Origin of the sequence: Rhizobium mongolense subsp. loessense, from assembly GCF_900099775.1 — a bacterium.
Classification (GTDB): domain Bacteria; phylum Pseudomonadota; class Alphaproteobacteria; order Rhizobiales; family Rhizobiaceae; genus Rhizobium; species Rhizobium loessense.
In genome coordinates, this window is record NZ_FMTM01000011.1 from 15,693 (window position 1) to 37,738 (window position 22,046).

Consider the following 22,046-nt stretch of genomic DNA (forward strand, 5'->3'; position numbering starts at 1 on the left):
TCACCCCTCCCCGCTCAGCCACTTCAAAATGCCGTTAAACACGTCCGTCGACGGCCCTTGCAACGGCTTACGACGTGTTTTCGGAGGGAGAGACAACGGTGAACAGCCTCATTAGCAACTTTGAGAACTCGAATGAGTTGCGCCAGCGAGCCCGAAGGTTGATTCCGGGAGGAGCGCATACTTATGCAAAGGGCGACGATCAATATCCGGTCTTATCACCGGGCTTCATCGCGCGGGGGCGCGGCGCCTATGTCTTTGATGTCGACGGCAACAAATATATCGAGTTTGGCATGGGAAACCGCGCAGTCTCCCTTGGCCATGCCTATCCGAAGGTCTTGCGTGCTGTCGAGCGGGAGTTGAAAAATGGTGCGAACTTCACGCGGCCGGCAGTCATCGAGTTAGATTGCGCATCGATCTTTCTTGAGACAATCCAAGCCGCCGAAATGGTCAAATTCTGCAAGGATGGCTCACATGCAACCTCTGGCGCCATCCGGTTGGCAAGAGCCGCCACCGGCCGTGACCTTGTTGCTCGATGCGCCGATCATCCGTTCTTTTCGACCGACGATTGGTTCATCGGTACAACGCCCATGAATGCCGGCATCCCGAAAGCCGTACGGGATATGACGCTATCGTTTCACTATAATGAGATTGACAGTGCCAAAGCACTGTTTGAGCAACATCCCGGTAAGATCGCAGCTGTCATCCTTGAGCCATCGAAAGGCGAAGCGCCGAAGGATAATTTCCTGCATCGTCTTCGTGATCTTTGCCATGCCAATGGAGCACTTTTCATCCTTGACGAGATGATAACCGGTTTCCGCTGGCACCTGAACGGAGCGCAGGCTCTTTATGATATCCAGCCAGATCTATCTTGCTTCGGCAAAGCGATGGGCAACGGCTTTGCGATCTCCGCACTTGCGGGAAAGCGCGAATTCATGGAGCTTGGCGGTATCGATCAGCGCGAGAAGCCACGTGTTTTCCTGCTCTCGACCACCCATGGCGCTGAAACGCACGCTATGGCGGCGGCAATTGCAACGATGACGATTTATCGTGAAGAGCCAGTGATCCAGCATCTTTATGAAAAAGGCGAGGCGCTTCGAAAAGGTATTTCGCAGATCGCGGCCAGCCATGGGATTAGCAATCATTTCAGCGTCTTCGGGCTGGCAAGTAACCTCGTTTACGCAACGCTTGATGAGGACGGTCGTCCCTCCCAAGCGTTCCGCACGCTGTTCCTGCAGGAATTGATCAAACGCGGCGTACTCGCTCCCTCCTTCGTTGTCAGCTACACGCACGGCGACCGCGAGATTGCAAAGACGCTCGATGCTGTTGACGGGGCGCTTTGCGTCTATCGCAAGGCCCTTGAGCACGGTGTGTCCAATTATCTGGTCGGCCGATCATCTGACGTGGTGTTCCGCGCCACGAATCGCATGACAACCCAGCCTGACGCGGTTCCCGCTCTGGTGCCCGAATTAAGTCCTCGCGCCAAACGGCGCGAGCCGAGCCTTGCCACTGCCGGCCGATAGAAAGGTCTAACGATGCTTCACCACGTATCATATTCGAGGAGCCTAAAGCTCACAGTCATGTTTTGCCGCTAGTTGCTCCGCCGCGAACAGATCAGCAAAGATAAACGTCCAGTAAAAGCTGCCATATGTTTCAGACCACGTACTCTTCACCGTATCGTTTCGTCTAGGGGGACGAAGATCATGGCTACATTCAACTGCCGGTTCTGCAACACCACACTCACTCAGACGGTCGTCGATCTTGGCGCGTCACCGCTTGCAAACTCCTATATCGCCGTCGACAAAACGCAGGATGCCGAACCGTTCTTTTCACTACACGCTTTCGTCTGCGACGAGTGCTTCTTGGTCCAGGTTCCTCCCATGGCGCCGCGGGAAGACATTTTCGACAGCGAATATGCCTATTTCTCCTCCTATTCGGCCTCGGTACTGAAGCATGCCCGCGAATATGTTGACCATATGGTCGAGCGGTTCCAATTCGACACTCGCCATCAGGTGATCGAAATTGCCAGCAACGACGGCTACCTTTTAAAAAACTTCAAGGAACGCGGTGTTCCAGTGCTCGGCATAGAGCCATGTCCCAATGTCGCCGCTGTTGCGGTAGAGGCCGGCATCCCGAGCAGGGTGCAGTTTTTCGGTGTCGAAACCGCGCGGGAGTTGGTTGGCGATGGCCTCACGGCTGACCTGCTGATTGGCAACAACGTGCTGGCGCATGTCCCCAACATCAACGATTTCGTCGCCGGCATCAAAATCGTGTTGTCGGCAACCGGCATCGTAACGATCGAATTTCCGCATCTCATGAAGATGCTGGAGCTCAATTACTACGACACGATCTATCATGAGCATTATTCGTACCTGTCGCTCTATAGTGTCGAGAAAATCTTTGCCCATCACGGCTTGACGATCTTCGATGTCGATGAGATCCCTCCACAAGGGGGATCGTTGCGCATTTATGCTCGCCACGCCGAAGATCAAAGCCAGCCAGTCTCGGTGCGTGTCGGCGAACTGCGTGCCCGCGAAATTGAAGGCGGCGTCAATTCTGTCCAACGCTACAGCAAATTTTCCGAGCAGGTTCACCGCACCAAGCGCGATCTGCTGCGCTTTCTGATCGATGCAAAAGAGAGCAAGAAGACCGTTGTCGCCTACGGCGCTCCGGCAAAGGGCAACACGCTTTTGAATTTCTGCGGCGTTGGTACGGATCTCATCGAATATACCGTCGATGTCAGCCCTCATAAGCAGAACCACTTGCTTCCGGGGACCCGCATCCCGATCCACGCACCACAAAAGATTGCAGAGACCAAGCCCGATTATGTCCTGATCCTTCCCTGGAACATCAAGGATGAGATCATCAGCCAAATGTCGGAGATCAAAGGCTTGGGCAGCCAGTTTGTTGTACCGCTTCCCAATGTCGAGGTCGTTGCTTGAGCGCCGTCAGCGCGCCCGACAAGGAGCCTGCCGGCGCACGGATGTATGCCCTCATCGAGCGACTTTATCCGATCTGTCGCAGCATCACCGGTCCGGGCGTCGTGGAGACACTGGAGATCATCGGGCAGGAAATTCCTGTTAAGATTCATCGCATAGCAAGCGGCACAGAGATCTTTGACTGGACGGTCCCGCAGGAATGGAGCATCCGCGATGCCTATGTGAAGGACGAGAAGGGTAATCGCGTCGTCGACTTTAAGGCAAGCAATCTGCACGTCGTCAACTATTCGCGACCGATCCGCGCGACATTGCCGCTTGAGGCGCTGAAGCCTCGTCTGCACACCGACCCCGCCCATCCCGCTTGGATACCCTACCGGACGAGTTACTACAAGGAGGACTGGGGATTCTGCCTCTCCCACAACGCCCTTGAGGCGATGAGCGAAGGATCCTACGAGGTCCTGATAGACTCAACACTTTCAGACGGCGAACTCCTGTGGGGCGAGTGTTTCATCCCCGGCACCACACCCGACGAAATCATTATCTCGACGCATATCTGCCACCCGTCGCTTGCCAATGACAACCTGTCCGGCATCGCCGTCTGTGTCGAGCTTGCTAAGCTTTTGATGGCATCACAGCGGCGCTATTCCGTGCGGATGCTCTTCATTCCGGGCACCATCGGTTCGATCGCCTGGCTTTCGATGAACCGCGAGCGGCTGTCGCGTATCAGACATGGTCTCGTCGCCGTCAACCTCGGTGACCCTGGCATGCTGCATTATAAGCAAAGTCGTCACGAAACGGCCGAGATCGATCGGGTGGTGGAGCATGTGCTGAAGGCAGCGGGGCAAGCTCATTCGATTATGCCGTTTTCTCCCTATGGCTATGACGAAAGGCAGTTCAGCTCGCCCGGCATCAACCTTCCCTTCGGCTGTCTGTCACGCACACCCTATGGGCGGTTTGCCGAGTACCATACTTCGGCCGACAATCTTGATTTCGTAAAGCCGGGAGCGCTTGCCCACTCACTCGAAACCTACGCCTGCGTGCTTGAAACACTGGACCGCAATCGAGCTTTCGAGAACCTTTCGCCGATGTGCGAGCCGCAACTTGGAAAGCGGGGCCTCTACGATGCCGTCGGCGGCAAATCCGACACGAAGACGCGTCAGTTGGCCCTGCTGTGGGTTCTAAACTACTCGGACGGCAAACATGATCTCCTCGATATCGCCGAAAAATCGGGTCTTGCATTTGGCTTGATTGCCGATGCCGCCGATCTTCTGCTTGGCCATGATCTACTTGCACCGGCGCAAAGGGACTAAGGATCATGGAAAAATCTCTCAAGGGGCGCGTGGCAGTGGTGACCGGGGCAGCGGGCGGTATCGGTCAGGCGATCGTTTCAGCCCTTGGCGTAGCCGGCGTGACAGTTCATGCTCTTACCCGCGGCGGCGTCCCGCCGTCGTCGCTTAGCAACGGAGCGTCGATCAGCTGGCATCACGTCGATCTTGCCGATGACCGGGCGATCGCCGAATTCGTCGCCCGTTTGCGGGTGATCGATTGCGGCATCGATTACCTCGTGCACAGTGCTGGCGTCTTTCGTTCAGGTGCGGTTGCGCAAAGCCCGGTGGAAGAACTCGATAACGTCTGGCGCGTCAATCTGCGCGCGCCCTATGTTCTGACACAGCTTCTCCTCCCGGCACTGGCCAGACAAAAGGGTTCTATCGCGTTCATCAACTCAAGCGTGTGGTTGAATCCGAGAATGGAGCTCGCGGGCTACACGATGAGTAAATATGCCCTGAAGGCCTTTGCGGACGTGCTGAGAGCCGAGATCAACAATCAGGACGTGCGTGTCCTCAGCATCTTTCCCGGGAAGACCGCAACACCGATGCAGGAAACCATCCATGATGCAAAAGCGCTTTCCTATCAGGCAGACGAGCTACTGCAGCCGGAATCGGTGGCAGCGAACCTGATCACAGCCTTGTCGATGCCGTCCACCTGTGAAGTCACGGAGATTTTCATGCGGCCAGCACGACCGACGCCGCCGACCTTCAACGACTAGGCATTCTTGGTGCCGCCATCCGCACCGCCAGCGTGATTGAGCACACAGACGTCCCTGCCCTCTCCAGCATTCGGAATACCCACCTGTACCATTATGAAACGCCAGAAGCTGAACTTTGTTCAAAAACAAATCTAGGGCGTAAAATCAAGCTTTTAGCTGCAGGATTTGTTAATTTTTTGTTGCTTCTTTCAATTTTCTGAAATAACGTTGTCGCAAATACTGCTACGCCGTTCTAGGGATGCCGGTATAGACGATCGCAACTATTTGAAAGCGGTCGAATATTGGCAAAATCGGCGCTGCATTTCAGGCCGGATAACTATGCGATGATTCTAACGCGCGTTTATTCTGCCTGTAATTAAAGGATCATAAAGTATAGCCTGGAATTTTTAGTGCCGACGTCCCCGCGCCATTTGTTTCTCGTACTCGCCTCGGGTTGCTACTATGAATTTCGATCAACCTTCACATGCTGACCGTGCGGTTATAGGTCAGGAATTCAGTTGCATTTTCCCGCAGATCTTTTCACTGATCTTGCTAACCTGTGGGCTTGCCCCTAACGTCCAAGCCGCGGACGGGCGCCCTGCAGCGTCCTTCTTCGAGAGCTTTGACCGGCTCGATCCCAACTTCTGGTATATTTCAGACGGCTGGACGAACGGCGATCATCAGAACTGCATCTGGTCGGCAAAAATGATCAAGATTGCCGACGGCTTTGCGTCGCTGATGCTCGCAAAGGACACTGTCGATCAGAAGGCCATGCTGTGCGCAGAAATCCAGACGAAGCAACGCTACGGCTTTGGCACCTATGAGGCACGGATAAAGGCGGCAGCCGGGTCGGGCCTTAACTCGGCGTTTTTCTCCTATATTGGCCCCGCCGACCAGGAGGAGCACGACGAGATCGATTTCGAGGTTCTGGGGAAGAACAGTGCGGCTGTCCAGGTCAACCAATATGTGAAAGCCAAGGGCGGCAACGAAAAGCTCGTTTCGCTCGCTGGTCCGGCAGACGAGGGTTTCAACCATTTCGCCTTTACCTGGGAGCCCTCCAGACTGCGGTTCTTCGTCAACGGCTTCCTCGTCAACGAGGTTACCGATACGCTTCGCATTCCGACGGCAAGGCAGAAAATCTTCTTTAGCCTGTGGGGAACCGATACGCTGACAGGGTGGATGGGGCCCTTTGCCTACAAAGGACCGGCGATCATGCAGGTCGACTGGGTGAGCTTTACCGCTACAGGCGAAAGATGTCTGTTTGCAGGCTCTCTGACTTGCGACGGGGCAATCCCCGTCAGCGCCCCTGCAAAGCCGCAGGAGAACCCTTGATGGCGCACGTGCTTTACCTAGTCCATGATCTGTCCGATCCGGCAGTTCGCCGGCGTCTGATCATGCTGACACGCGGCGGCGCGACGGTTGACCTTGCAGGCTTTTCGCGAGCAAAGACCCCAGGCGATATCGAAGGCATCAAACCGGTCAACCTCGGCAAGACGGCCGATGGTCGCTTTTTTCAGCGCACCTGGGCCGTTCTCAAGGCAATGGCAAGGCTGCGTTCTGTCCTTGCAGGCCTCACCAAGCCGGACGTGATCGTCGCCCGCAATCTCGAAACGCTGGCATTGGCAAACAGCGCCAACGGTTATTTCGGCGGGTCGGTGCCAATCGTCTACGAGTGTCTCGATATCCACAGGCTGCTTATCGGCATGGGTCCCGTCGCGCGCTCGATGCGATTTGCCGAACGTTGGTTTGGCCGAAACGTCAGTGCGATCGTCACCAGTTCGCCAGCCTTCAAGACCAACTATTTCGATGTGCTGTCTTTTCTGAAGGTCCCGGTCATGCTCGTCGAGAACAAAGTTTTCGCGGCCATGGATGACGGCCTTCTTCCCGCTTCGCAAAAACGCGAAGACCGACCATGGCGCATCGGCTGGTTTGGCGCGCTGCGCTGCAGGAAATCATTGAAGCTGCTTGCGCAATTCTCAAGGATGGCAAATGGCAGGTTCGAGATCATTCTGCGCGGCCGGCCGGCTTATTCGGAATTTGACGATTTCGACGCCTTCGTGGCGAACGAACCCTTCATGCATTTTTGTGGTCCCTACCGAAACCCGGAAGATCTAGGTCCAATTTACGGCGAGGTCGACTTTGCCTGGACGGCCGATTGTTTCGAAGAGGGCTACAATTCCAAGTGGCTGTTACCGAACCGGCTTTACGAAGGTTGCCTGCACGGGGCGGTACCGATTGCCGTTCAAGGCACCGAGACGGCTGAGGCACTTCGGCGACACAATATCGGCCTGATCTTGGCGGATGCCACGTCCCATGCGCTAAGCATGGCGATGGAGGGGCTGGACGTTCGGCGCTTTAAGTCCCTGAAGTCCGCCGTTGCCGCGTGCGATCGGCGCAACTGGGCGATCGATGAGGCTGACTGCAAGAGCTTGGTCGCCTGGCTCGCCGGCTTGGCGCCTGCCAAGCCTCGCAAAACTCCAGATCACTTTCCGATCAGTTCATCATTTGCCATATAGGATTGAACGCGATGAATAAGCACGTAAGTCCAGAAGATTGCTGCTTGATCGTCATTCCATGCCTTAACGAGCGAAACTACATTGGTGCGCTTCTGAACGGTCTGAGCATGGAACTTCAAGCTCCGGGCTGGCGCATTGTGGTGGCCGATGGCGGCAGCAAGGACGGCTCGCAGGATATCATCAAGGCCGCCTGCGCCATCGATCCACGCATCATCTTCCTTGACAATCCGAAGCGCCTGCAAAGTGCGGCAATCAATCTTGCAGTGGCCCGATACGGCCGTGATTTTGAATATTTCGTGCGCATGGACGCGCATGGGCAATATCCGAAGAATTATTGCCAACGGCTCATTGCTGATGCCGAAATGACCGCTGCTGCCTCCGTCGTCGTCGCCTTGGAGACGACCGGTTTCAATACGATCCAAAAAGCAGCCGCGATTGCCCAGAACTCCAAGATCGGCAATGGCGGTTCTGCGCATCGAAACCTGTCGACGGGCGGCTACGTCGACCACGGACACCACGCCTTGATGCGCGTCAGCGCCTTTCTCGCCGTCGGCGGCTACGATGAGACCTTTTCCCATAATGAGGATGCCGAGCTCGACTTCCGCCTGAGGAAGGCTGGCTACAAGATCTGGATCAGCGGCACGACAAGCATGGTCTATCATCCCCGCGCAAGCGTTGGCGCACTGTTTTATCAATACCTCAATTACGGCCGCGGACGGGCGCGCAATATCCGCAAACACAAGACAATGCCAGCTCTGCGCCAAATGCTGCCGCTTACAGTCGCGCCCGCCGTTGCCGGCACCGTGCTCGCGCTGTTTTACTGGGCGGCGATCGTTCCAGCTTTCGCCTGGGCGTTCACCTGTATCGGCTATGGCTTTTATCTTCGCGTGCGCCAGCAGATGCCCCACGGACCATTGGCCGGACTGCTTGCCATGGTCATGCATGTAGCCTGGTCAACCGGTTTCTGGCTGGAGATGCTGTCGTTTGGTCCAAGAAGGAGCGTCTCATGAGCCGGCCACTTCTCATCGAAATTGCCGTCTGCACATACCGGAGGAGCTCGCTCAGCGACACGCTGGCGTCGATTGCGGCGGTTGCTGTACCTGAGCAGGCCGTTCTTCGCATCATAGTCGCCGACAACGACATCGAAGAAAGCGCCAGGGGTGCCATCGAGGCAATCAGAGCCAAAATTGCACATGAGGTGATTTACCTTCATTGCCCTGCTGGCAACATATCGATTGCCCGCAATGCCTGCCTCGATCAGGCGACAGGCGACTATCTGGCCTTTGTCGACGACGACGAGCTGGTCACGTCGGGCTGGCTCACCGCCCTGCTGGCTACCGCCGAGCAGACGAAGGCAGCAGCCGTGCTCGGTCCCGTGTCGGCGCGCTACGGCAAGAATGCCCCCGCTTTCATGATTGACGGCGACTTCCACTCGACGAAACCGGTCTTCGTCAATGGCGAGATCAAGACGGGCTACACCTGCAATCTCCTGCTCGACAGGAACGCCGAAGCCTTCCGCGGCCGGCGCTTTGACCTGGCCCTTGGTCGCTGCGGCGGCGAGGACACGGCATTCCTTGCCGACCTCCATACAGCCGGCGGCAAGATCGCCTTTGCGAACACGGCACTGGTCATCGAACCGGTTGCCGCGGAACGGGCCTCAATCGGATGGCTCGCCGGGCGCCGGTTCAGGTCCGGACAAACCCATGCACGCATCCTGCGCGGGACTGCAGCCGCCCCTGGGTTGGCGCTGGAGATCGTGCGCGCCGCGCTGAAGGCACTGGTCTGTTTTGGCGCATGCCTTGTGATGTGGTTCCTGCCCGTTGATCGTTGGCGCCATGCCCTGAGGGGAATTCTGCACCTCGGCGTCATTGCCGGTCTGCTTGGCGTCGATGAAGCGATGCACTACGGAGGACTGAGTCCAGCCGCAAGGAGCAATCCCGATGCTGCCTGATACCCCGCATATCCCCTACATTATTGCCGCCTACAATGCCGCAGGCACGGTGGCACGCGCCGCTCAAAGTGTGCATGCCCAGGAAGGTGTCGATGTCGAGGTGATTGTCGCCGAGGCGGCTGCCTTTCTGACCCTCGTTGACCACATCAAACGACGTTTCGTTGCGGATGCTGTGAAGGACGCCCTGCGCAATCCGGCAGCAGCCCGTCATCTCAAGATGCCGATCGCGGCACGCATCAAGTCAGCGATGACGGCGCTGCAGACGCCTGTTTCGGCCGTTGAGCGGGTGTCGCAATGAACGAGTTCATAAGCAAGGCAAAGATGATGCAGGAAGCAATACGCCCCTATCTCGGTCAGCCGGGCACGGCTAAGCAGCCCGAGGCTGGCGATGAGCGGTTCATAGACGTCGACCGCCTGATGCAGATCGCCAGGCGTCAAGCAAAGCTCGTGGTCCTTTTTGCCGCCATTGGCCTGCTGCTCGGCGTTACCCGGCTGGTGTTTGCAACCTATTATTACACGGCAGGCACCAGTGTCCTCATCGATGACAATCTGAGCCGGTTTGCCGGGGACGTTTCACCGGCGCCTGCAAACATGGAATCTGACAAGAAGATCATGAGCCAGGTGGCGATCTTGAGGTCAAGCTCGCTTGCGGCAAAGGTGGTCGACAGGCAGCAGCTTTACGAAAAGCGCGAATTCGTCAATCCTCCACTCTCGGTCACCCAGCAGATCAAGGGCCTTGCCAAGATGGCGATGGACGTGTTTGCCGGTATAGGCACGGAGATGGCAGATGCCGACAGCCTCGACGCACGCAAGGGCACTGCCGTGGCAGTTCTCATGGAAAATCTGAGGGTCGAGCAGCAACCCCAGAGCTTCGTGATCGACCTCTATTACACGTCGACAGACCCCACTTTGTCGGCGCAGATCGCTAACGCCTATGCCGAGGCCTATCTGTCAGACAAGCTCGATGCCAATTTCGACGCGTCGCAAAGGGCGACGGTCTGGTTGCGCGCTCGGCTGACCGATTTGAAGGATCAGTCGCAGGAAGCGGCCCTGAAGGTCGAACGCTACCGCACCGAAAACGGCCTCACCGCGGCAAAAGGTGCCCTCTTGTCGGAAGAACAGCTCTCCGACATCAGCGGCCAGTACATCTTGGCACAGGCGGACAGCGCCAAGGCGCTTGCGCTTTACAACCAGTACAAAACGATCGTCGCCGCCGGCCAGCAGACTGCGGTCGACAATGCCGCAACCGTCTCCGAGCAGGAGGGCTCGACGGTCATTTCTACGCTCCGAGCGCGCTATCTCACGGTCACCAAGCGGGCCCAGGAGATCGAAGGCCGTTTCGGTACCGAACATCCGCAGGCCATCACGCTGCGTAGGGAGCAGGACGACATTGGGCGACAGATTTTTCTAGAGCTCAAGCAGATGACGGAAAGCTACCGCAATCAGTACGAGGTTGCAGTCTCGCGCGAGGCATCGCTGAAGGAGGGACTGTCGAGGATCACCGGCCAAACCTCGGCGGCGAATGAATCGCTCGTGCAATTGAAGGACTTGGAACGCAACGCTGAAGCCATTAGCGACCTCTACAAGACCTATCTGACGAAATATCAGGAAACGGCCCAGAACCAGTCGTTCCCGATATCAGAAGCGCGCGTCATCTCGCCTGCCTCGCCGCCGACCGAGGCATCCAGCCCCAAGCGCACCCTGACGCTTGGTGGCTCGCTGATACTCGGCGCGATCTTCGGTGTCGGACTTGGCCTGTGGCGCGAGATTAGGGAAGGCACGTTCCGCCTTGGTGAGGAATTTACGACGCTCGGCCTGAAGTTCTTGGGTTACCTGCCGCCAATCCCGGGGGCCACGCGTCCCTCTCCCGATGACGAAAGGAAGCTGATCGCCAATCCCGATGTCGAAACCATGCGGTTTGCGGTCAAATCGGGCGGCACCAAGTTTACCGAGACCTTGCGGCATGCAAAGATCGTGACCGACACGATGCTTGGCAGCCAGAACTGCAAGGTCATCGGCATCGTCTCAGTATTGCCAGGCGAAGGCAAGACGACGATCGCGGCAAATTTCGCGACGCTCGTGGCATCCAGCCCAGCCAAGGTGCTGATGATCGATGCTGATCTCAGACGCGGATCGCTGACGCAGGGTCTTGGCATCCGTTTTGAAACCGGCTGGACAGAGGCGCTGGCTGGACCAACGAGATGGCAAGACACTCTGGTTGTCGATCCGCAGACGGGTGCGAGCCTTCTCGCAACACCGCGCCAGGTAAAGGTCTTCAACACGAGCGAGTTGATCTCAGGGCCTTCCATGGCAACTCTGTTGGAAGAAGCCCGCTCCATGTTCGACTATATAATCGTGGATCTTCCGCCAATCGGGCCGGTCTTTGATGCCAAAGCTTTTGAGCCGTTGGCCGATGGTTTCCTGCTCGTTTCGGAATGGGGGGCCACACCGCGGGCCCTTTTGAAGTCAACGCTTGAACAAGAACCGGCGATCGCAGCGAAATTGCTGGGCGTTGTGCTCAACAAGGCCGATCAGGAGAAACTTTCTACCTATGGTGGGCTTGGCAGTTCCGAAAAGCTCTATTCCCGGTATGCGAGCTACTACCTCGAGCACGGCGAGCCGATCATGAAGGCGCGGGGCCGCCGACGGCGAAAGGCGCGCATCCACCCATCGAAGGAGCTCTAACGAGACGCGCAAGAAGCAACTGATCCAATCCAACGTTGGTGTGAAGCAACCCCTGGTTTGCGCCATGCCCATTTTAAAGACAGTCACCAGTTCCGGAGCGTTTGAAATGAAGATCTTGATCACAGGAAATATGGGCTATGTCGGGCCTGCTGTCGTCTCTCACCTACGCCGTGAGATACCTGATTGCTTACTTGTTGGCGTCGATACTGGCCTTTTCGCGCATTGCCTCACCCAAGCAAACTTGCCCGAGCGTTTGCTTAATAGTCAGGTCTTTGCCGATGTTCGCGACCTGCCCGCCGAGTTATTTGAGGGCGTCGATACTGTCGTGCATCTGGCAGCCGTTTCCAACGACCCGATGGGCGGCCGCTTTGAGGCGGTGACCGACGAGATTAACCACCGCGCTACACTGAGAACAGCCGAACTCGCCGCCAGGATGGGCGTCAGAAGCTTTGTTTTTGCCTCCAGCTGCTCCATGTATGGATTTGCCGAGGGTGGCGCGCGCACCGAAGCAGACGAGCTTAATCCTCTGACCGCCTATTCACGTTCGAAGGTTGCGGCCGAGACCGGGCTTGGCGCGATCGCCCGCAACAGCCAGATGACGGTCACCGCGCTGCGCTTCGCGACTGCCTGCGGCTTTTCCGGGCGCACGCGACTGGATCTCGTCCTAAACGATTTTGTTGCCTCGGCGCTGAGGACCGGACGGGTTTCGGTCCTCTCTGATGGCACGCCCTGGCGGCCGCTCATTCATGTCAACGACATGGCAAGGGCAATCGAATGGGCGCTGCTCAGGCAGGATGGCGGGAATTTTCTCGCCGTCAATGTCGGTTCCGAGGACTGGAACTATCAGGTCCGCGAGCTCGCGGAGGCCGTCGCCGCCTCGGTTCCGGGGACGGCCGTCGAAATCAACAAGGACGCTCCACCAGACCGACGTTCTTATCGGGTTAATTTCGATCTCTACCGGACCCTGGCCCCGGCCCATCAGCCAGAAGTGACGCTTGCAGGCGCCATTGACGATCTGAAAACCGGCCTTGATGCGGCGGGTTTGAAGCATCCCGATTACCGCTCTGCGCAACTCGTGCGATTGAACGTGCTTACCCAAGCGATCGACGGCGGCAGCCTTGGTACCGATCTGCGCTACACGGCCGATCCGTCCGACCGTACTTTTATCCCTAGTTTCAAGAACCCGGATCATCGGACGCGCCAAGCCATGCCTGGCTGAACCGATCAGGTGACACAGTGACTTTAAAGCCGCGTAAGGCGGGCAACGCTTCAAAGGACGAGAGGACGCAATGAAAGTTGTCATTTTTGCAGGAGGCTACGGGAGCCGTCTTTCGGAGGAGACTACGCTTCGGCCAAAGCCTATGGTCGAGATCGGCGGGCGACCGATCATCTGGCATATTATGAAGATCTATTCGCACTACGGCTTCAACGACTTCGTTGTGCTTGCCGGTTATAAAGCGGATTACATCAAGGACTACTTCATCAACTATGCGATGATTAACAGTGACTTCACAGTCGACCTAGCGACAGGCGAGTTCAAGTGGCTCCGCCGCGCGCTGGAGCCGTGGAAGATCACCGTGCTCGATACCGGGCTGAACACGATGACTGGCGGACGATTGAGGCGCGCCCGCGACGTCATTGGCGATAGGCGGTTCCTTCTGACCTATGGCGACGGCGTCTCCGATACCGATATCGCCGCGACCATTGAGCTTCATGAGCGGGACGGAAACTGGATCACGCTGACCGCCGTCAGCCAGCCGGGCCGCTATGGCGCGCTTGGCCTGTCGGACGACGGAACTCGTGTCCATGCCTTCCGCGAAAAACGCATTGGCGATGGTGGTCTGATCAACGGTGGCTTCTTTGTCTGCGAGCCTGAGGTCTTCGACCTCATCGAAGGTGATGACACCGTCTGGGAAGAGGGGCCGATGGAAAGTGCGCTTCACATGGGCAAGGTTGGCTCGCACTGGCACCAGGGCTTCTGGCAAAGCATGGATTCGCTGCGAGACAAGATGGTGCTCGAAAAGGCCTGGGAGAGCGGCAATGCGCCATGGAAGCTCTGGGACCCGACACCGGGGTGAACCGAACCGCTGACAAGCGAAACGTCGCCTCTGCGATTTGGCCACCCGAACAAAATTGAATAATACCGTCTGCGCAATGGAATATTGCCTGCGAACTGCGCGAACTACAGTTCCAATCTGTATCACTATGTTACATTAAGTATATTTCGATTATAGTTGATCTTTTTCTATTGCCTTTTTGAAGGCTTTAGTTACTAATTTCTTAACATACTGCTTTCGGGGAGCTTCATGATGAAGCATGATGTCGAATTGGCCGATGCCTCTATTTTCTCGCACTACACCCAGTGGCGGCCAATGAGGCCCTTAGGCGGGTTGCGCAAGAGGGTGTTCGACGTTGTCGGCGCCCTCGTTCTGCTCGTCCTGTTTTCCCCGCTCTTCTTGCTGATCGCAATCGCCGTAAAGCTTGATGATCGCGGCCCCGTTCTTTTCGGTCATCAGCGTGTTGGCCACAACGGAAGGCCATTCCGTTGCCTGAAATTCCGAACCATGGTTACCGAGAGCGATGCACGGCTTGCTGCCTATCTCGCCGAAAATCCCGCCGCCCTTGCTGAATGGGCAACGACCCGCAAGCTGCGTCACGACATCAGGGTAACTACCACCGGAAAGGTGCTGCGAAAACTCAGTCTCGACGAGTTGCCACAACTGCTCAATGTCTTGCGCGGCGATATGAGCCTTGTTGGCCCGCGTCCAATCATGGGCGAAGAAATGGCCCGTTACGGTGATTGCGGAAGCCACTATCTCCGCTCGCGCCCAGGTCTCACCGGCAAGTGGCAGGTGAGCGGGCGAAGCGACACGACCTACGAAGAGCGCGTTCAGCTCGACAGCCAGTATGTTGAGCACTGGTCCTTCGTCGGCGACGTCTGGATCATTCTGAAGACCGTGCCGGTTGTCCTGTTTGCGCGGGGTGCCCACTAGCACGCCGACGCCTTTGCCAGGCAAAGATAAGGAAGAACCATGAGGTTAGTTCGTCAGCATTCTCCTGTCGCGCGTAACGCCATTTACGCGCTGGCGCGGCTGTGTCTTGCAACGCTTGCCGCAGTCGTCTGTCTTGTTCAAGCGGCGTTGCTCTCGGCTGCGCACGCTGATCCCTACAAGCTAGGAATCATGGACAAGCTGTCTGTCCGCGTGGTCGAATGGCAGACTGCCGAAGGCCAGTTTCGCGAGTGGCCGGGTATTACAGGCGAATACATCGTCGGTCCGAACGGCGAGCTGGCTTTGCCGTTTGCCGGTGAACTGAAAGCTGCCGGCCAGTCGACCTCGGAGGTGGCGCGCGAGATCGCACGCAGCCTCCAGCAGCGCTTCGGGCTTCCCGATCCGCCGGAAGCTTCGGTTGAGATTCTTGAATTCCGGCCGATTTTCGTAGCTGGCGAAGTTCATACGCCCGGCAAATATCCCTACGATCCGGAGATGACGGTCCTGAAGGCGATTAGTCTTGCCGGCGGCATGCGTCGCGGACTGGACGAAGGCCAGCGCTTCGAACGCGACTTCATCAACGCCAGGGGCAGTCACGAGGTACTCGTTGCCGAGCGCGCCCGTCTGATGGCGAAGAAGGCGCGACTTGCCTCCGAGGAGGCCGGCGAGGAGAAGATTGTGATCCCCGAAGACCTTGCCACCATCCCGCAATCGCGAACGCTGATCGAGGATGAAATGGCAATCATGGAAACGAACCGCAATGCGTTCGACCTTCGCCTCAAAGGGCTTGATGAGCTGCAAACCCTCTACAGCAACGAAATCACCTCACTCAGCAAGAAGGTCGACAACCAGACCCGGCAAGTGGACCTTTACAAGAGGGAACTTGAAAAGACCGCCAAGCTCGTCGATCAGGGTCTGGCAGTCAGCTCCCGGGCGCTGGGCCTTGAGACGACGCTTGCCGAGACCCAGAGCAACCTGCTTGACCTCGACGCTGCCACGCTGCGCGCCAAGCAGGAGATGAACAAGGCTGCACTCGACACGATCGACCTGAAGAACGAGCGCAAATCGAAGATTGCGCTCGATATGCAGCAAACCAAGTCGCAGCTGGACGAAAATGCGCTGCAGCTTCAGATGTACCGGCAACTGATGGCTGAGGCGCTGGTGAATGCGCCAATGGCCTCGCAATTGGCCGGAAGCGACGCTGCAAGGCTCATCAGCTATTCGATCGTGCGAACGGTCGCAAGCAAGATCCAGGAGATTCCAGCGACCGAAACGACGCCCGTGCAGCCGGGAGATTTGGTCAAGGTCAGTGTCACCGACGAAAAATCATAGGACTTGGGGTCGGCAGATCAGCATGCGTATCAGTATCAACGCCTTCTTATCGCCTGGATTAAACGCCCCCTTTGCGATCTTCGCTATGGTCGCGACGATGTTTTTGATCGCCTATGCGCAGCTGTTTGGCTCTGTCTTCATTTTGTTGTTCTATCTCGTGTGGCTGCCTCTTCTTGCCATGGACCCGCGCGCAGTCATCGGCGATCCACGGCCTCTCTATTGGATTTTTGCCTTTTCCATCTTTGCATGTCTGTCCTTTTTCTGGTCTGCGGTTCCCGGGCTCAGCCTGCGCGGCGGGCTGCAATACCTTTCAACGATTGTCTGCGCCTTGATTGCCGCACGGGTCGTGCCTGTAAAGGCGATGATTTTGGGCATGAGCCTCGGCGCATCGCTGGTACTGCTCTACTCACTGATATTTGGACACTTCAGCTACGACCCTCTTGATGGCGTCTACAGCTTCATCGGCGCCTTCGGGTCGAAGAACCAACTCGGCATGTTTGCCGCGCTCGGCGTCTTTGCCTCCTTCTCGCTGGTTTTCATTCTGCGCGTGCAGATGATGTGGCGCATCCTGGCCCTGATCTCAGGCGTCTTCGGCGCCTTTTCGCTGCACGCCGCCCAGTCGGCGACCTCCACGATCACGATCGCCGCAACGATTGCCGTAACGGTCGCTTCGGTTTTTCTGAAGCGGTTCTCACCGCGGCACCGGACGGTCCTCTTCCTGTCGATCGTTCCGGCAGCAGCCGTCGGAATGCTGATTGCATTGAGTACCGGGCTGTTCGGCGCGATCCTCGGCGTCTTTGGCAAGGATGCGACGTTGACAGGGCGGACATATCTTTGGCAGCGCGGTCTCGAAATCGCCCACGAACAACCTGTCTTCGGCCTCGGTTTTCAGGGTTTCTGGGTCCAGGGTTTTTCTCAACCGGAGGTCTTGTGGCAGCAGTTCTATATTGCGTCGCGTGCAGGATTTCACTTTCATAATACCTACATCGAGGCCGCGGTCGAACTTGGCTATATCGGACTGATCTTGCTCAGCGCCGTTATTCTTGGCCTCTTCGCTGGATACCTCAGACGCCTCCTGTCGTCAGGCGCGCGAAACGAGGATGTGGTCCTCTTCGGTCTCGTCATGCTGTTCATCGGTCGCTCCTTTTTCGAGGTCGATTTTCTCAATCAATACACGATCGGATCCTTCCTCATCTATTACTGCGCCGGCGCGCTCGCGAAACCGGTCGCGGGAACCGCAGGCAATGCCTCAGTGCGGTTCTATCCTCAGTACGCTGGCAGTGAAGGTTTTCATGTGCCGCGCCGTGGCGGTTACGGGTGACTGTTGATTATGTCCGCTGTCAAGAAGGATGAGGAGACAGATGCAAGGCGTTGATCCTAGTAAATTTTCTTTGCTCTTCCGCTGCGCGGCATAGCTACGGTTCTCGTCAGGCTCCCGCATCTCCACGCATCTGAGCGATGAACCCAATTTGTCCCGAGTGCTCAGCCTGATGTACGACCGTCCGCTAAGGGAAACGTTGACGCCGCATTTTTTAGGTTCCGGCCGCCTGCCCAAGGTCGGCAAAGGGCTGATGCCGAACCCTCGTCAGAAAAGCCTCAAGTAGCTTCTGCACAGGAATGTAGCCAAGATCTTTGATAGTCAGCTATACAGAGGATCAACAGTATCTCAATAATAAATTTGATTCTACGCCAAGCCATTCTTGACTCGCATCACCTGAACTATAACATAGCTTTAGTTCTTCTTTGGATTTCTTTCGCGTGGTGGAATGTACAATGTCTTTGCCACTTGTCGCTGTTGTGACCCCGACGTATAATGGCGGACGGTTCTTGGCTGAAACGATGGAATCCGTCCAGCAGCAAGATTGGCCAAATCTTGTTCACATCGTGCTCGACAACAATAGCAGCGACAATACCGAAGAGATCGTCTCCGCCTATTTGAACAAGCGCATCCCTGTCCTTCGCTTTCGCAATGAAAAGACGCTGGATCAGCGTGAAAACTGGACAAAAGCTTATCGCCTGATACCCCGGGACGCAGTCTATGTGCGCTATCTCTGCGACGACGACACGATCAGCCCGACGTCGATCTCCAAGATGGCGACACTCGGCGAGACCTTTCCCAATGTCGGGGTCATAGGCAGCCTGCATGACTGTGCGGGTGCTGTTCAAGATTTCTTCTGGCCACCCGGCAAGCCGGTTTTTCCCGGCAAGGAAGCCATGCGTATGGCGCTGCTGCGCCAGGGCATTTTAATGCCGGTCCAGATGATGTGGCGCCGGCGCACGACTGACGCGCTCGAACCGCTTTTTGCCAACGCCATGGACGGCAGCTGGGACCTCGATACGGTCTTCCGGATGCTGGCGATCAGCGATTTCGGTTTCGTGCATGAGGCGCTTGGCTTTACCCGTGTACACGACAACACGGTCACTGCCTTACATTATGCCGGCAAAACTCGCGCCTGGACGCGCGATGGCCTTGATCTCATCATGCGCCACGGCCCCGTCGCCTTCGGGACCGACTACCGCCGCCAGCTTCTCGCGTTTCGCCGCTATTATGTGCGCCGCATTCTGACCTGGTGGCGCGAAGATCGCGGTCGCGAGCATCTGCAACCCCATTTTGATGCCCTGGCAAGGGCCGGCTTTGGTGTCAACGGCATGCTTGTCGTCGATGCCGTGCTGGATTGGATTTACGTCAAGCTTGGCATGCGCCGCGCCTGGACCGGATATCCGGGCTGGCAATAGGCGGCAAACGTTTCGATGAAATGAGACAGGAGCATGAGGCTCCTGCTTGGAGGGGTAATGAGTGATCCCGCATTTGAAGGAAATCTGGCATCTTCTGCCATGGGCGCCTTGCCGATGAAGACTGCCAGTTTCCGGTCAATCGCCGAAGGCCTGAACGGTCGCCCCCTTGCCGAACCTCTACTTGAGGCAGCAATGCAGCGATACAGCCGCCCGCGCCCGACAGGATCGGAGGTGACCATCGCCTTTGGACTCGATACGGCTTACCTGCCGCATGCAGCTGTTGTGCTGGCGTCGCTTATCGCTAACGCGCCGGGCGCCAAATTTCGTTTTCTGATCGTCCATGACGGCATTTCCCCCCAAGCCCGTTCGACCTTCGAACGCTGTGGTGAAGGACATCGGTTTGATTGGCTCGAGATTAGAGGCTCAAGTGTTCTTGCAATGCCCGGCAAACGTCATATCAGCCGCGCCGGCTACTATCGCTTGATGCTTGCCGAGCTTGCCCCGCCAGATATCGATCGAGTCCTCTATCTCGACGCTGACCTCGTCGTCATGGGTGATATTCGGGAACTCTATGCCTCCGATCTGGGCGAGCATGCAATCGGCGCGGTCTGCGACGTCGGCATGGATGGCGAGGTGTTCGCCGAGCGTTTTCAGCTGCAGCCCAAGCGTCTTGGCTACTTCAATTCCGGTGTGCTGTTGATGGATCTCACCAAACTGCGTGCCAGTGACGATCTTTCCAAAGTCATCACCGTATTGGAAACGCGCATCGACGATATGGAGTATGGCGATCAGTGTGCGCTCAACGTTGTCTTCTGGAGCCGATGGAAACACCTTGACATATTGTGGAACGTCCAACGTCGAATGCTGATGCCGCAGGAAGGTAAGCCCTGCTATGCAACCGTAGCCGAAATGAAAAAAGGGCGCCGGCCAAAGATCATCCATTTCACAGAGCACAACAAACCGTGGTCGACGGACGGATGGCATCCGTTGATCTGGACCTATTACCGCTATCTGAAAAAGACCCCGTATCGAGCGCAGGTTCTCAAGCTTGGCGAAGTCCATTTCGTCAAGGATCTGCGTCGGAAAATCAAGACCATCGTCAACTGGTACCGGTTGCAGGCGTGAGGCAGGCCTGGTTTTTCAGGCGTACATGCTTGATTATGACGCGCGGCAGCGCAATGACGCCGGTTTCACCTTGCACAGATGGGATGGTCCATGTCTGAAACGTCGCTAGCAACGGCACTTCGAAATGGCATTGCCTGGAATACCATCAACGCGATCTTTTCGCAGAGCGCCGGTTTTGTCATCTTCCTCGTTCTTGCGCGCATGCTGGAACCGGCCATCTTCGGGGCAGTCGCGCTCTCTGCTGTTGTTGCCGACTTCATCGCCAATGACGGCCGCTATGCCGGCATGGATGCGATCCTGCAGCGTGGTGATTTCGACAAGAAAAGCTTAAACGCGGCCTTCATTTCCCTGTCTTTGGTCGCCTCACCCTTCGCGCTCTTTCTGGTCATGGCTGGGCCTTTTATCGCTGGCTTTGAGAACGCGCCACTGGTTGGTTACTATATGCCGATCTTTGGCGTTCTTTTGCTCTTTACGCCGTGGCTGTCGGTGATGGATGCCCTCATAATGCGCGAACTGGGCTTCAAGACGTTTGCCAAGCGCAATATGATTTCGACCCTTGCGGGCGGTGTCGCCGGCATCACGTTGGCGTTCTCACCGCTGGCGATTTGGGCGCTGCCTGCCCAGCGCATTATCTCGACAATGGCGGTTGTTGTCTTTGAGTTCCGTTATACCGGTTGGCTTCCCGGGCGTCATACCGAGAAAGGCGCGTGTCGCGAAATTCTTCGCCGCTTCCTGCCTCTGTGGATGGTCGCCGCCATTAACATATCCATGCAGCGCGCTGCCGTGCTGGTCTTCGGCATCCGCTTCGATGGCGCGACCGTTGGTCTTTTCCGGGCTGCCGACAGGATCAGCGAGTCGCTGCAAAATCCCCTCGTCAGCCCGCTCTTTGCGCTTTGGTTTCCGTTGATGAGCAAGGTGCGCGGCAACCTTGCGGCGGAACGTGAAGTATTTACCGCTATCATCCGCACCGCTGCCTTCGTGACACTGCCAGCCTTTACTGGACTGATCGTCGTCGCCGATGATGCGGTGGCGTTGCTGTTGCCCTCGTCCTATGCCGGGGTCGCGCCCATTCTTCGCGCCGTGGCGATCACCTCGCTGATGATTCCGATCGTCTGGTTCAACCCCATTGCAATGAACGCGCTCGGCTTGAACCGCATGTCGCTGCAATATTCCACCATCGTTGCCTTGACTTGTATCGGTGCGCTCATCGTCGTACCGACAAGCACGCCGGGCGCAGCGATTTTGGTAATGTCCTCGCCGGCGCTCGTCTATGGTGTGATCGGCAATGTCCTGTTACTGCGCCGGCTGAACCTGCAGGCGAAGGTGCATTACATGGGGCTCGCGCCGGCCGCGGCGGCGGCGCTCGCCATGGGCGTCGTCGTGTACTATGTGCAAGCAACAGCAATGGTTGGCATGCAGCCTTCCTTCCGCCTCGCTGTCTCGGCGAGCCTTGGCATGGTCATCTATTTCGGCTGGCTCGCCTGCTTCAGCCGAAGCTGGATGATCGAACGTATCCAGCTCCTGCGCGGGCAAGGCAGATGACGCACAGCGTCGCAGACAGGCGATAGCCCCCACGCAAGCTTCACCGCCTATCCTTCTCTCATGCGAAAGCGGGAGAGCGACATGAAAAAAGCGACGTTGCTGAATGCCACCGGGGTTTCCGTGCTCCTCTGGCTTCTTATCCTGCTCGCCGTCGTCTGTCTGCTGCGCTAGCGCAAACAGAAACGATCGGCGTGCCAAGAGCTGCTC

18 protein-coding genes are annotated in these 22,046 nt (G+C 57.0%); all 18 read left to right on the top strand.

The features are described 5' to 3' along the window. Positions 1-98 precede the first annotated feature (98 nt). The 18 genes from BLP23_RS26660 to BLP23_RS26740 all read left to right on the top strand — a co-directional run bounded on the left by BLP23_RS26660 (position 99) and on the right by BLP23_RS26740 (position 21,839). Complete coding sequence (locus BLP23_RS26660; protein WP_092587753.1) at positions 99-1,520, top strand: glutamate-1-semialdehyde 2,1-aminomutase; 1,422 nt, start codon at positions 99-101, stop codon at positions 1,518-1,520. 180 nt (positions 1,521-1,700) lie between these two features. Continuing rightward, a complete protein-coding gene (locus tag BLP23_RS26665; RefSeq protein WP_092587754.1) occupies positions 1,701-2,939 on the top strand; it encodes a class I SAM-dependent methyltransferase in 1,239 nt (412 codons plus the stop codon). Positions 2,940-2,980: 41 nt separating this feature from the next. After that, positions 2,981-4,246: a DUF4910 domain-containing protein gene (locus BLP23_RS26670; protein ID WP_092587853.1), complete on the top strand. Its 1,266-nt coding sequence runs from the start codon at positions 2,981-2,983 to the stop codon at positions 4,244-4,246. Positions 4,247-4,251: 5 nt separating this feature from the next. Next, positions 4,252-4,983, top strand: coding sequence for an SDR family NAD(P)-dependent oxidoreductase (locus BLP23_RS26675; protein WP_092587755.1), 732 nt, complete (start codon positions 4,252-4,254; stop codon positions 4,981-4,983). 441 nt (positions 4,984-5,424) lie between these two features. Next, the gene (gene exoK, locus BLP23_RS26680) at positions 5,425-6,294 is read left to right on the top strand and encodes an endo-1,3-1,4-beta-glycanase ExoK (RefSeq protein WP_092587756.1); all 870 of its coding nucleotides are present in this window, start codon (positions 5,425-5,427) and stop codon (positions 6,292-6,294) included. Beyond that, entirely contained in the window at positions 6,294-7,478 is a 1,185-nt protein-coding gene (locus tag BLP23_RS33860; RefSeq protein ID WP_167363982.1) for a glycosyltransferase family 4 protein, read from the top strand. The genes exoK and BLP23_RS33860 overlap by 1 nt, the downstream gene beginning before the upstream one ends. 11 nt (positions 7,479-7,489) lie before the next feature. Then, complete coding sequence (locus BLP23_RS33865; protein WP_167363983.1) at positions 7,490-8,488, top strand: glycosyltransferase family 2 protein; 999 nt, start codon at positions 7,490-7,492, stop codon at positions 8,486-8,488. After that, on the top strand, positions 8,485-9,429 hold the full coding sequence (locus tag BLP23_RS26690) for a glycosyltransferase family 2 protein (RefSeq protein WP_092587757.1): 945 nt from the start codon (positions 8,485-8,487) through the stop codon (positions 9,427-9,429). The genes BLP23_RS33865 and BLP23_RS26690 overlap by 4 nt, the downstream gene beginning before the upstream one ends. Further along, positions 9,419-9,727, top strand: a complete 309-nt coding sequence (locus BLP23_RS26695) for a hypothetical protein (protein ID WP_092587758.1) — start codon at positions 9,419-9,421, stop codon at positions 9,725-9,727. Before BLP23_RS26690 ends, BLP23_RS26695 begins: the two co-directional genes overlap by 11 nt. Continuing rightward, entirely contained in the window at positions 9,724-12,114 is a 2,391-nt protein-coding gene (locus BLP23_RS26700; RefSeq protein ID WP_233426825.1) for a GNVR domain-containing protein, read from the top strand. The genes BLP23_RS26695 and BLP23_RS26700 overlap by 4 nt, the downstream gene beginning before the upstream one ends. Before the next feature lie 106 nt (positions 12,115-12,220). Continuing rightward, entirely contained in the window at positions 12,221-13,333 is a 1,113-nt protein-coding gene (locus BLP23_RS26705; RefSeq protein ID WP_092587759.1) for an NAD-dependent epimerase/dehydratase family protein, read from the top strand. Positions 13,334-13,403: 70 nt separating this feature from the next. After that, positions 13,404-14,192 (top strand): glucose-1-phosphate cytidylyltransferase, encoded by a 789-nt coding sequence (gene rfbF, locus BLP23_RS26710; protein WP_092587760.1) that lies wholly within the window; start codon positions 13,404-13,406, stop codon positions 14,190-14,192. 294 nt (positions 14,193-14,486) lie between these two features. Continuing rightward, on the top strand, positions 14,487-15,107 hold the full coding sequence (locus tag BLP23_RS26715) for a sugar transferase (protein WP_167363993.1): 621 nt from the start codon (positions 14,487-14,489) through the stop codon (positions 15,105-15,107). Positions 15,108-15,146: 39 nt separating this feature from the next. Beyond that, on the top strand, positions 15,147-16,436 hold the full coding sequence (locus tag BLP23_RS26720; RefSeq protein WP_092587762.1) for a polysaccharide biosynthesis/export family protein: 1,290 nt from the start codon (positions 15,147-15,149) through the stop codon (positions 16,434-16,436). Positions 16,437-16,458: 22 nt separating this feature from the next. Next, the gene (locus BLP23_RS26725; protein WP_167363984.1) at positions 16,459-17,757 is read left to right on the top strand and encodes an O-antigen ligase family protein; all 1,299 of its coding nucleotides are present in this window, start codon (positions 16,459-16,461) and stop codon (positions 17,755-17,757) included. A gap of 452 nt (positions 17,758-18,209) precedes the next feature. Continuing rightward, on the top strand, positions 18,210-19,172 hold the full coding sequence (locus BLP23_RS26730) for a glycosyltransferase family A protein (protein WP_092587764.1): 963 nt from the start codon (positions 18,210-18,212) through the stop codon (positions 19,170-19,172). Positions 19,173-19,229: 57 nt separating this feature from the next. Continuing rightward, complete coding sequence (locus BLP23_RS26735; RefSeq protein WP_167363985.1) at positions 19,230-20,297, top strand: glycosyltransferase family 8 protein; 1,068 nt, start codon at positions 19,230-19,232, stop codon at positions 20,295-20,297. Positions 20,298-20,387: 90 nt separating this feature from the next. Further along, positions 20,388-21,839 (top strand): oligosaccharide flippase family protein, encoded by a 1,452-nt coding sequence (locus tag BLP23_RS26740; RefSeq protein ID WP_167363986.1) that lies wholly within the window; start codon positions 20,388-20,390, stop codon positions 21,837-21,839. Positions 21,840-22,046 lie beyond the last annotated feature (207 nt).

What these genes read in the sequence shown, in the direction of transcription:
- BLP23_RS26665 (WP_092587754.1), top strand. Translation starts at nt 1,701, where the DNA reads ATGGCTACATTCAACTGCCGGTTCTGCAACACCACACTCACTCAGACG.
- BLP23_RS26670 (WP_092587853.1), top strand. Translation starts at nt 2,981, where the DNA reads ATGTATGCCCTCATCGAGCGACTTTATCCGATCTGTCGCAGCATCACC.
- BLP23_RS26675 (WP_092587755.1), top strand. Translation starts at nt 4,252, where the DNA reads ATGGAAAAATCTCTCAAGGGGCGCGTGGCAGTGGTGACCGGGGCAGCG.
- exoK (WP_092587756.1), top strand. Translation starts at nt 5,425, where the DNA reads ATGAATTTCGATCAACCTTCACATGCTGACCGTGCGGTTATAGGTCAG.
- BLP23_RS33860 (WP_167363982.1), top strand. Translation starts at nt 6,294, where the DNA reads ATGGCGCACGTGCTTTACCTAGTCCATGATCTGTCCGATCCGGCAGTT.
- BLP23_RS33865 (WP_167363983.1), top strand. Translation starts at nt 7,490, where the DNA reads ATGAATAAGCACGTAAGTCCAGAAGATTGCTGCTTGATCGTCATTCCA.
- BLP23_RS26690 (WP_092587757.1), top strand. Translation starts at nt 8,485, where the DNA reads ATGAGCCGGCCACTTCTCATCGAAATTGCCGTCTGCACATACCGGAGG.
- BLP23_RS26695 (WP_092587758.1), top strand. Translation starts at nt 9,419, where the DNA reads ATGCTGCCTGATACCCCGCATATCCCCTACATTATTGCCGCCTACAAT.
- BLP23_RS26700 (WP_233426825.1), top strand. Translation starts at nt 9,724, where the DNA reads ATGAACGAGTTCATAAGCAAGGCAAAGATGATGCAGGAAGCAATACGC.
- BLP23_RS26705 (WP_092587759.1), top strand. Translation starts at nt 12,221, where the DNA reads ATGAAGATCTTGATCACAGGAAATATGGGCTATGTCGGGCCTGCTGTC.
- rfbF (WP_092587760.1), top strand. Translation starts at nt 13,404, where the DNA reads ATGAAAGTTGTCATTTTTGCAGGAGGCTACGGGAGCCGTCTTTCGGAG.
- BLP23_RS26715 (WP_167363993.1), top strand. Translation starts at nt 14,487, where the DNA reads ATGAGGCCCTTAGGCGGGTTGCGCAAGAGGGTGTTCGACGTTGTCGGC.
- BLP23_RS26720 (WP_092587762.1), top strand. Translation starts at nt 15,147, where the DNA reads ATGAGGTTAGTTCGTCAGCATTCTCCTGTCGCGCGTAACGCCATTTAC.
- BLP23_RS26725 (WP_167363984.1), top strand. Translation starts at nt 16,459, where the DNA reads ATGCGTATCAGTATCAACGCCTTCTTATCGCCTGGATTAAACGCCCCC.
- BLP23_RS26730 (WP_092587764.1), top strand. Translation starts at nt 18,210, where the DNA reads ATGTCTTTGCCACTTGTCGCTGTTGTGACCCCGACGTATAATGGCGGA.
- BLP23_RS26735 (WP_167363985.1), top strand. Translation starts at nt 19,230, where the DNA reads ATGAGTGATCCCGCATTTGAAGGAAATCTGGCATCTTCTGCCATGGGC.
- BLP23_RS26740 (WP_167363986.1), top strand. Translation starts at nt 20,388, where the DNA reads ATGTCTGAAACGTCGCTAGCAACGGCACTTCGAAATGGCATTGCCTGG.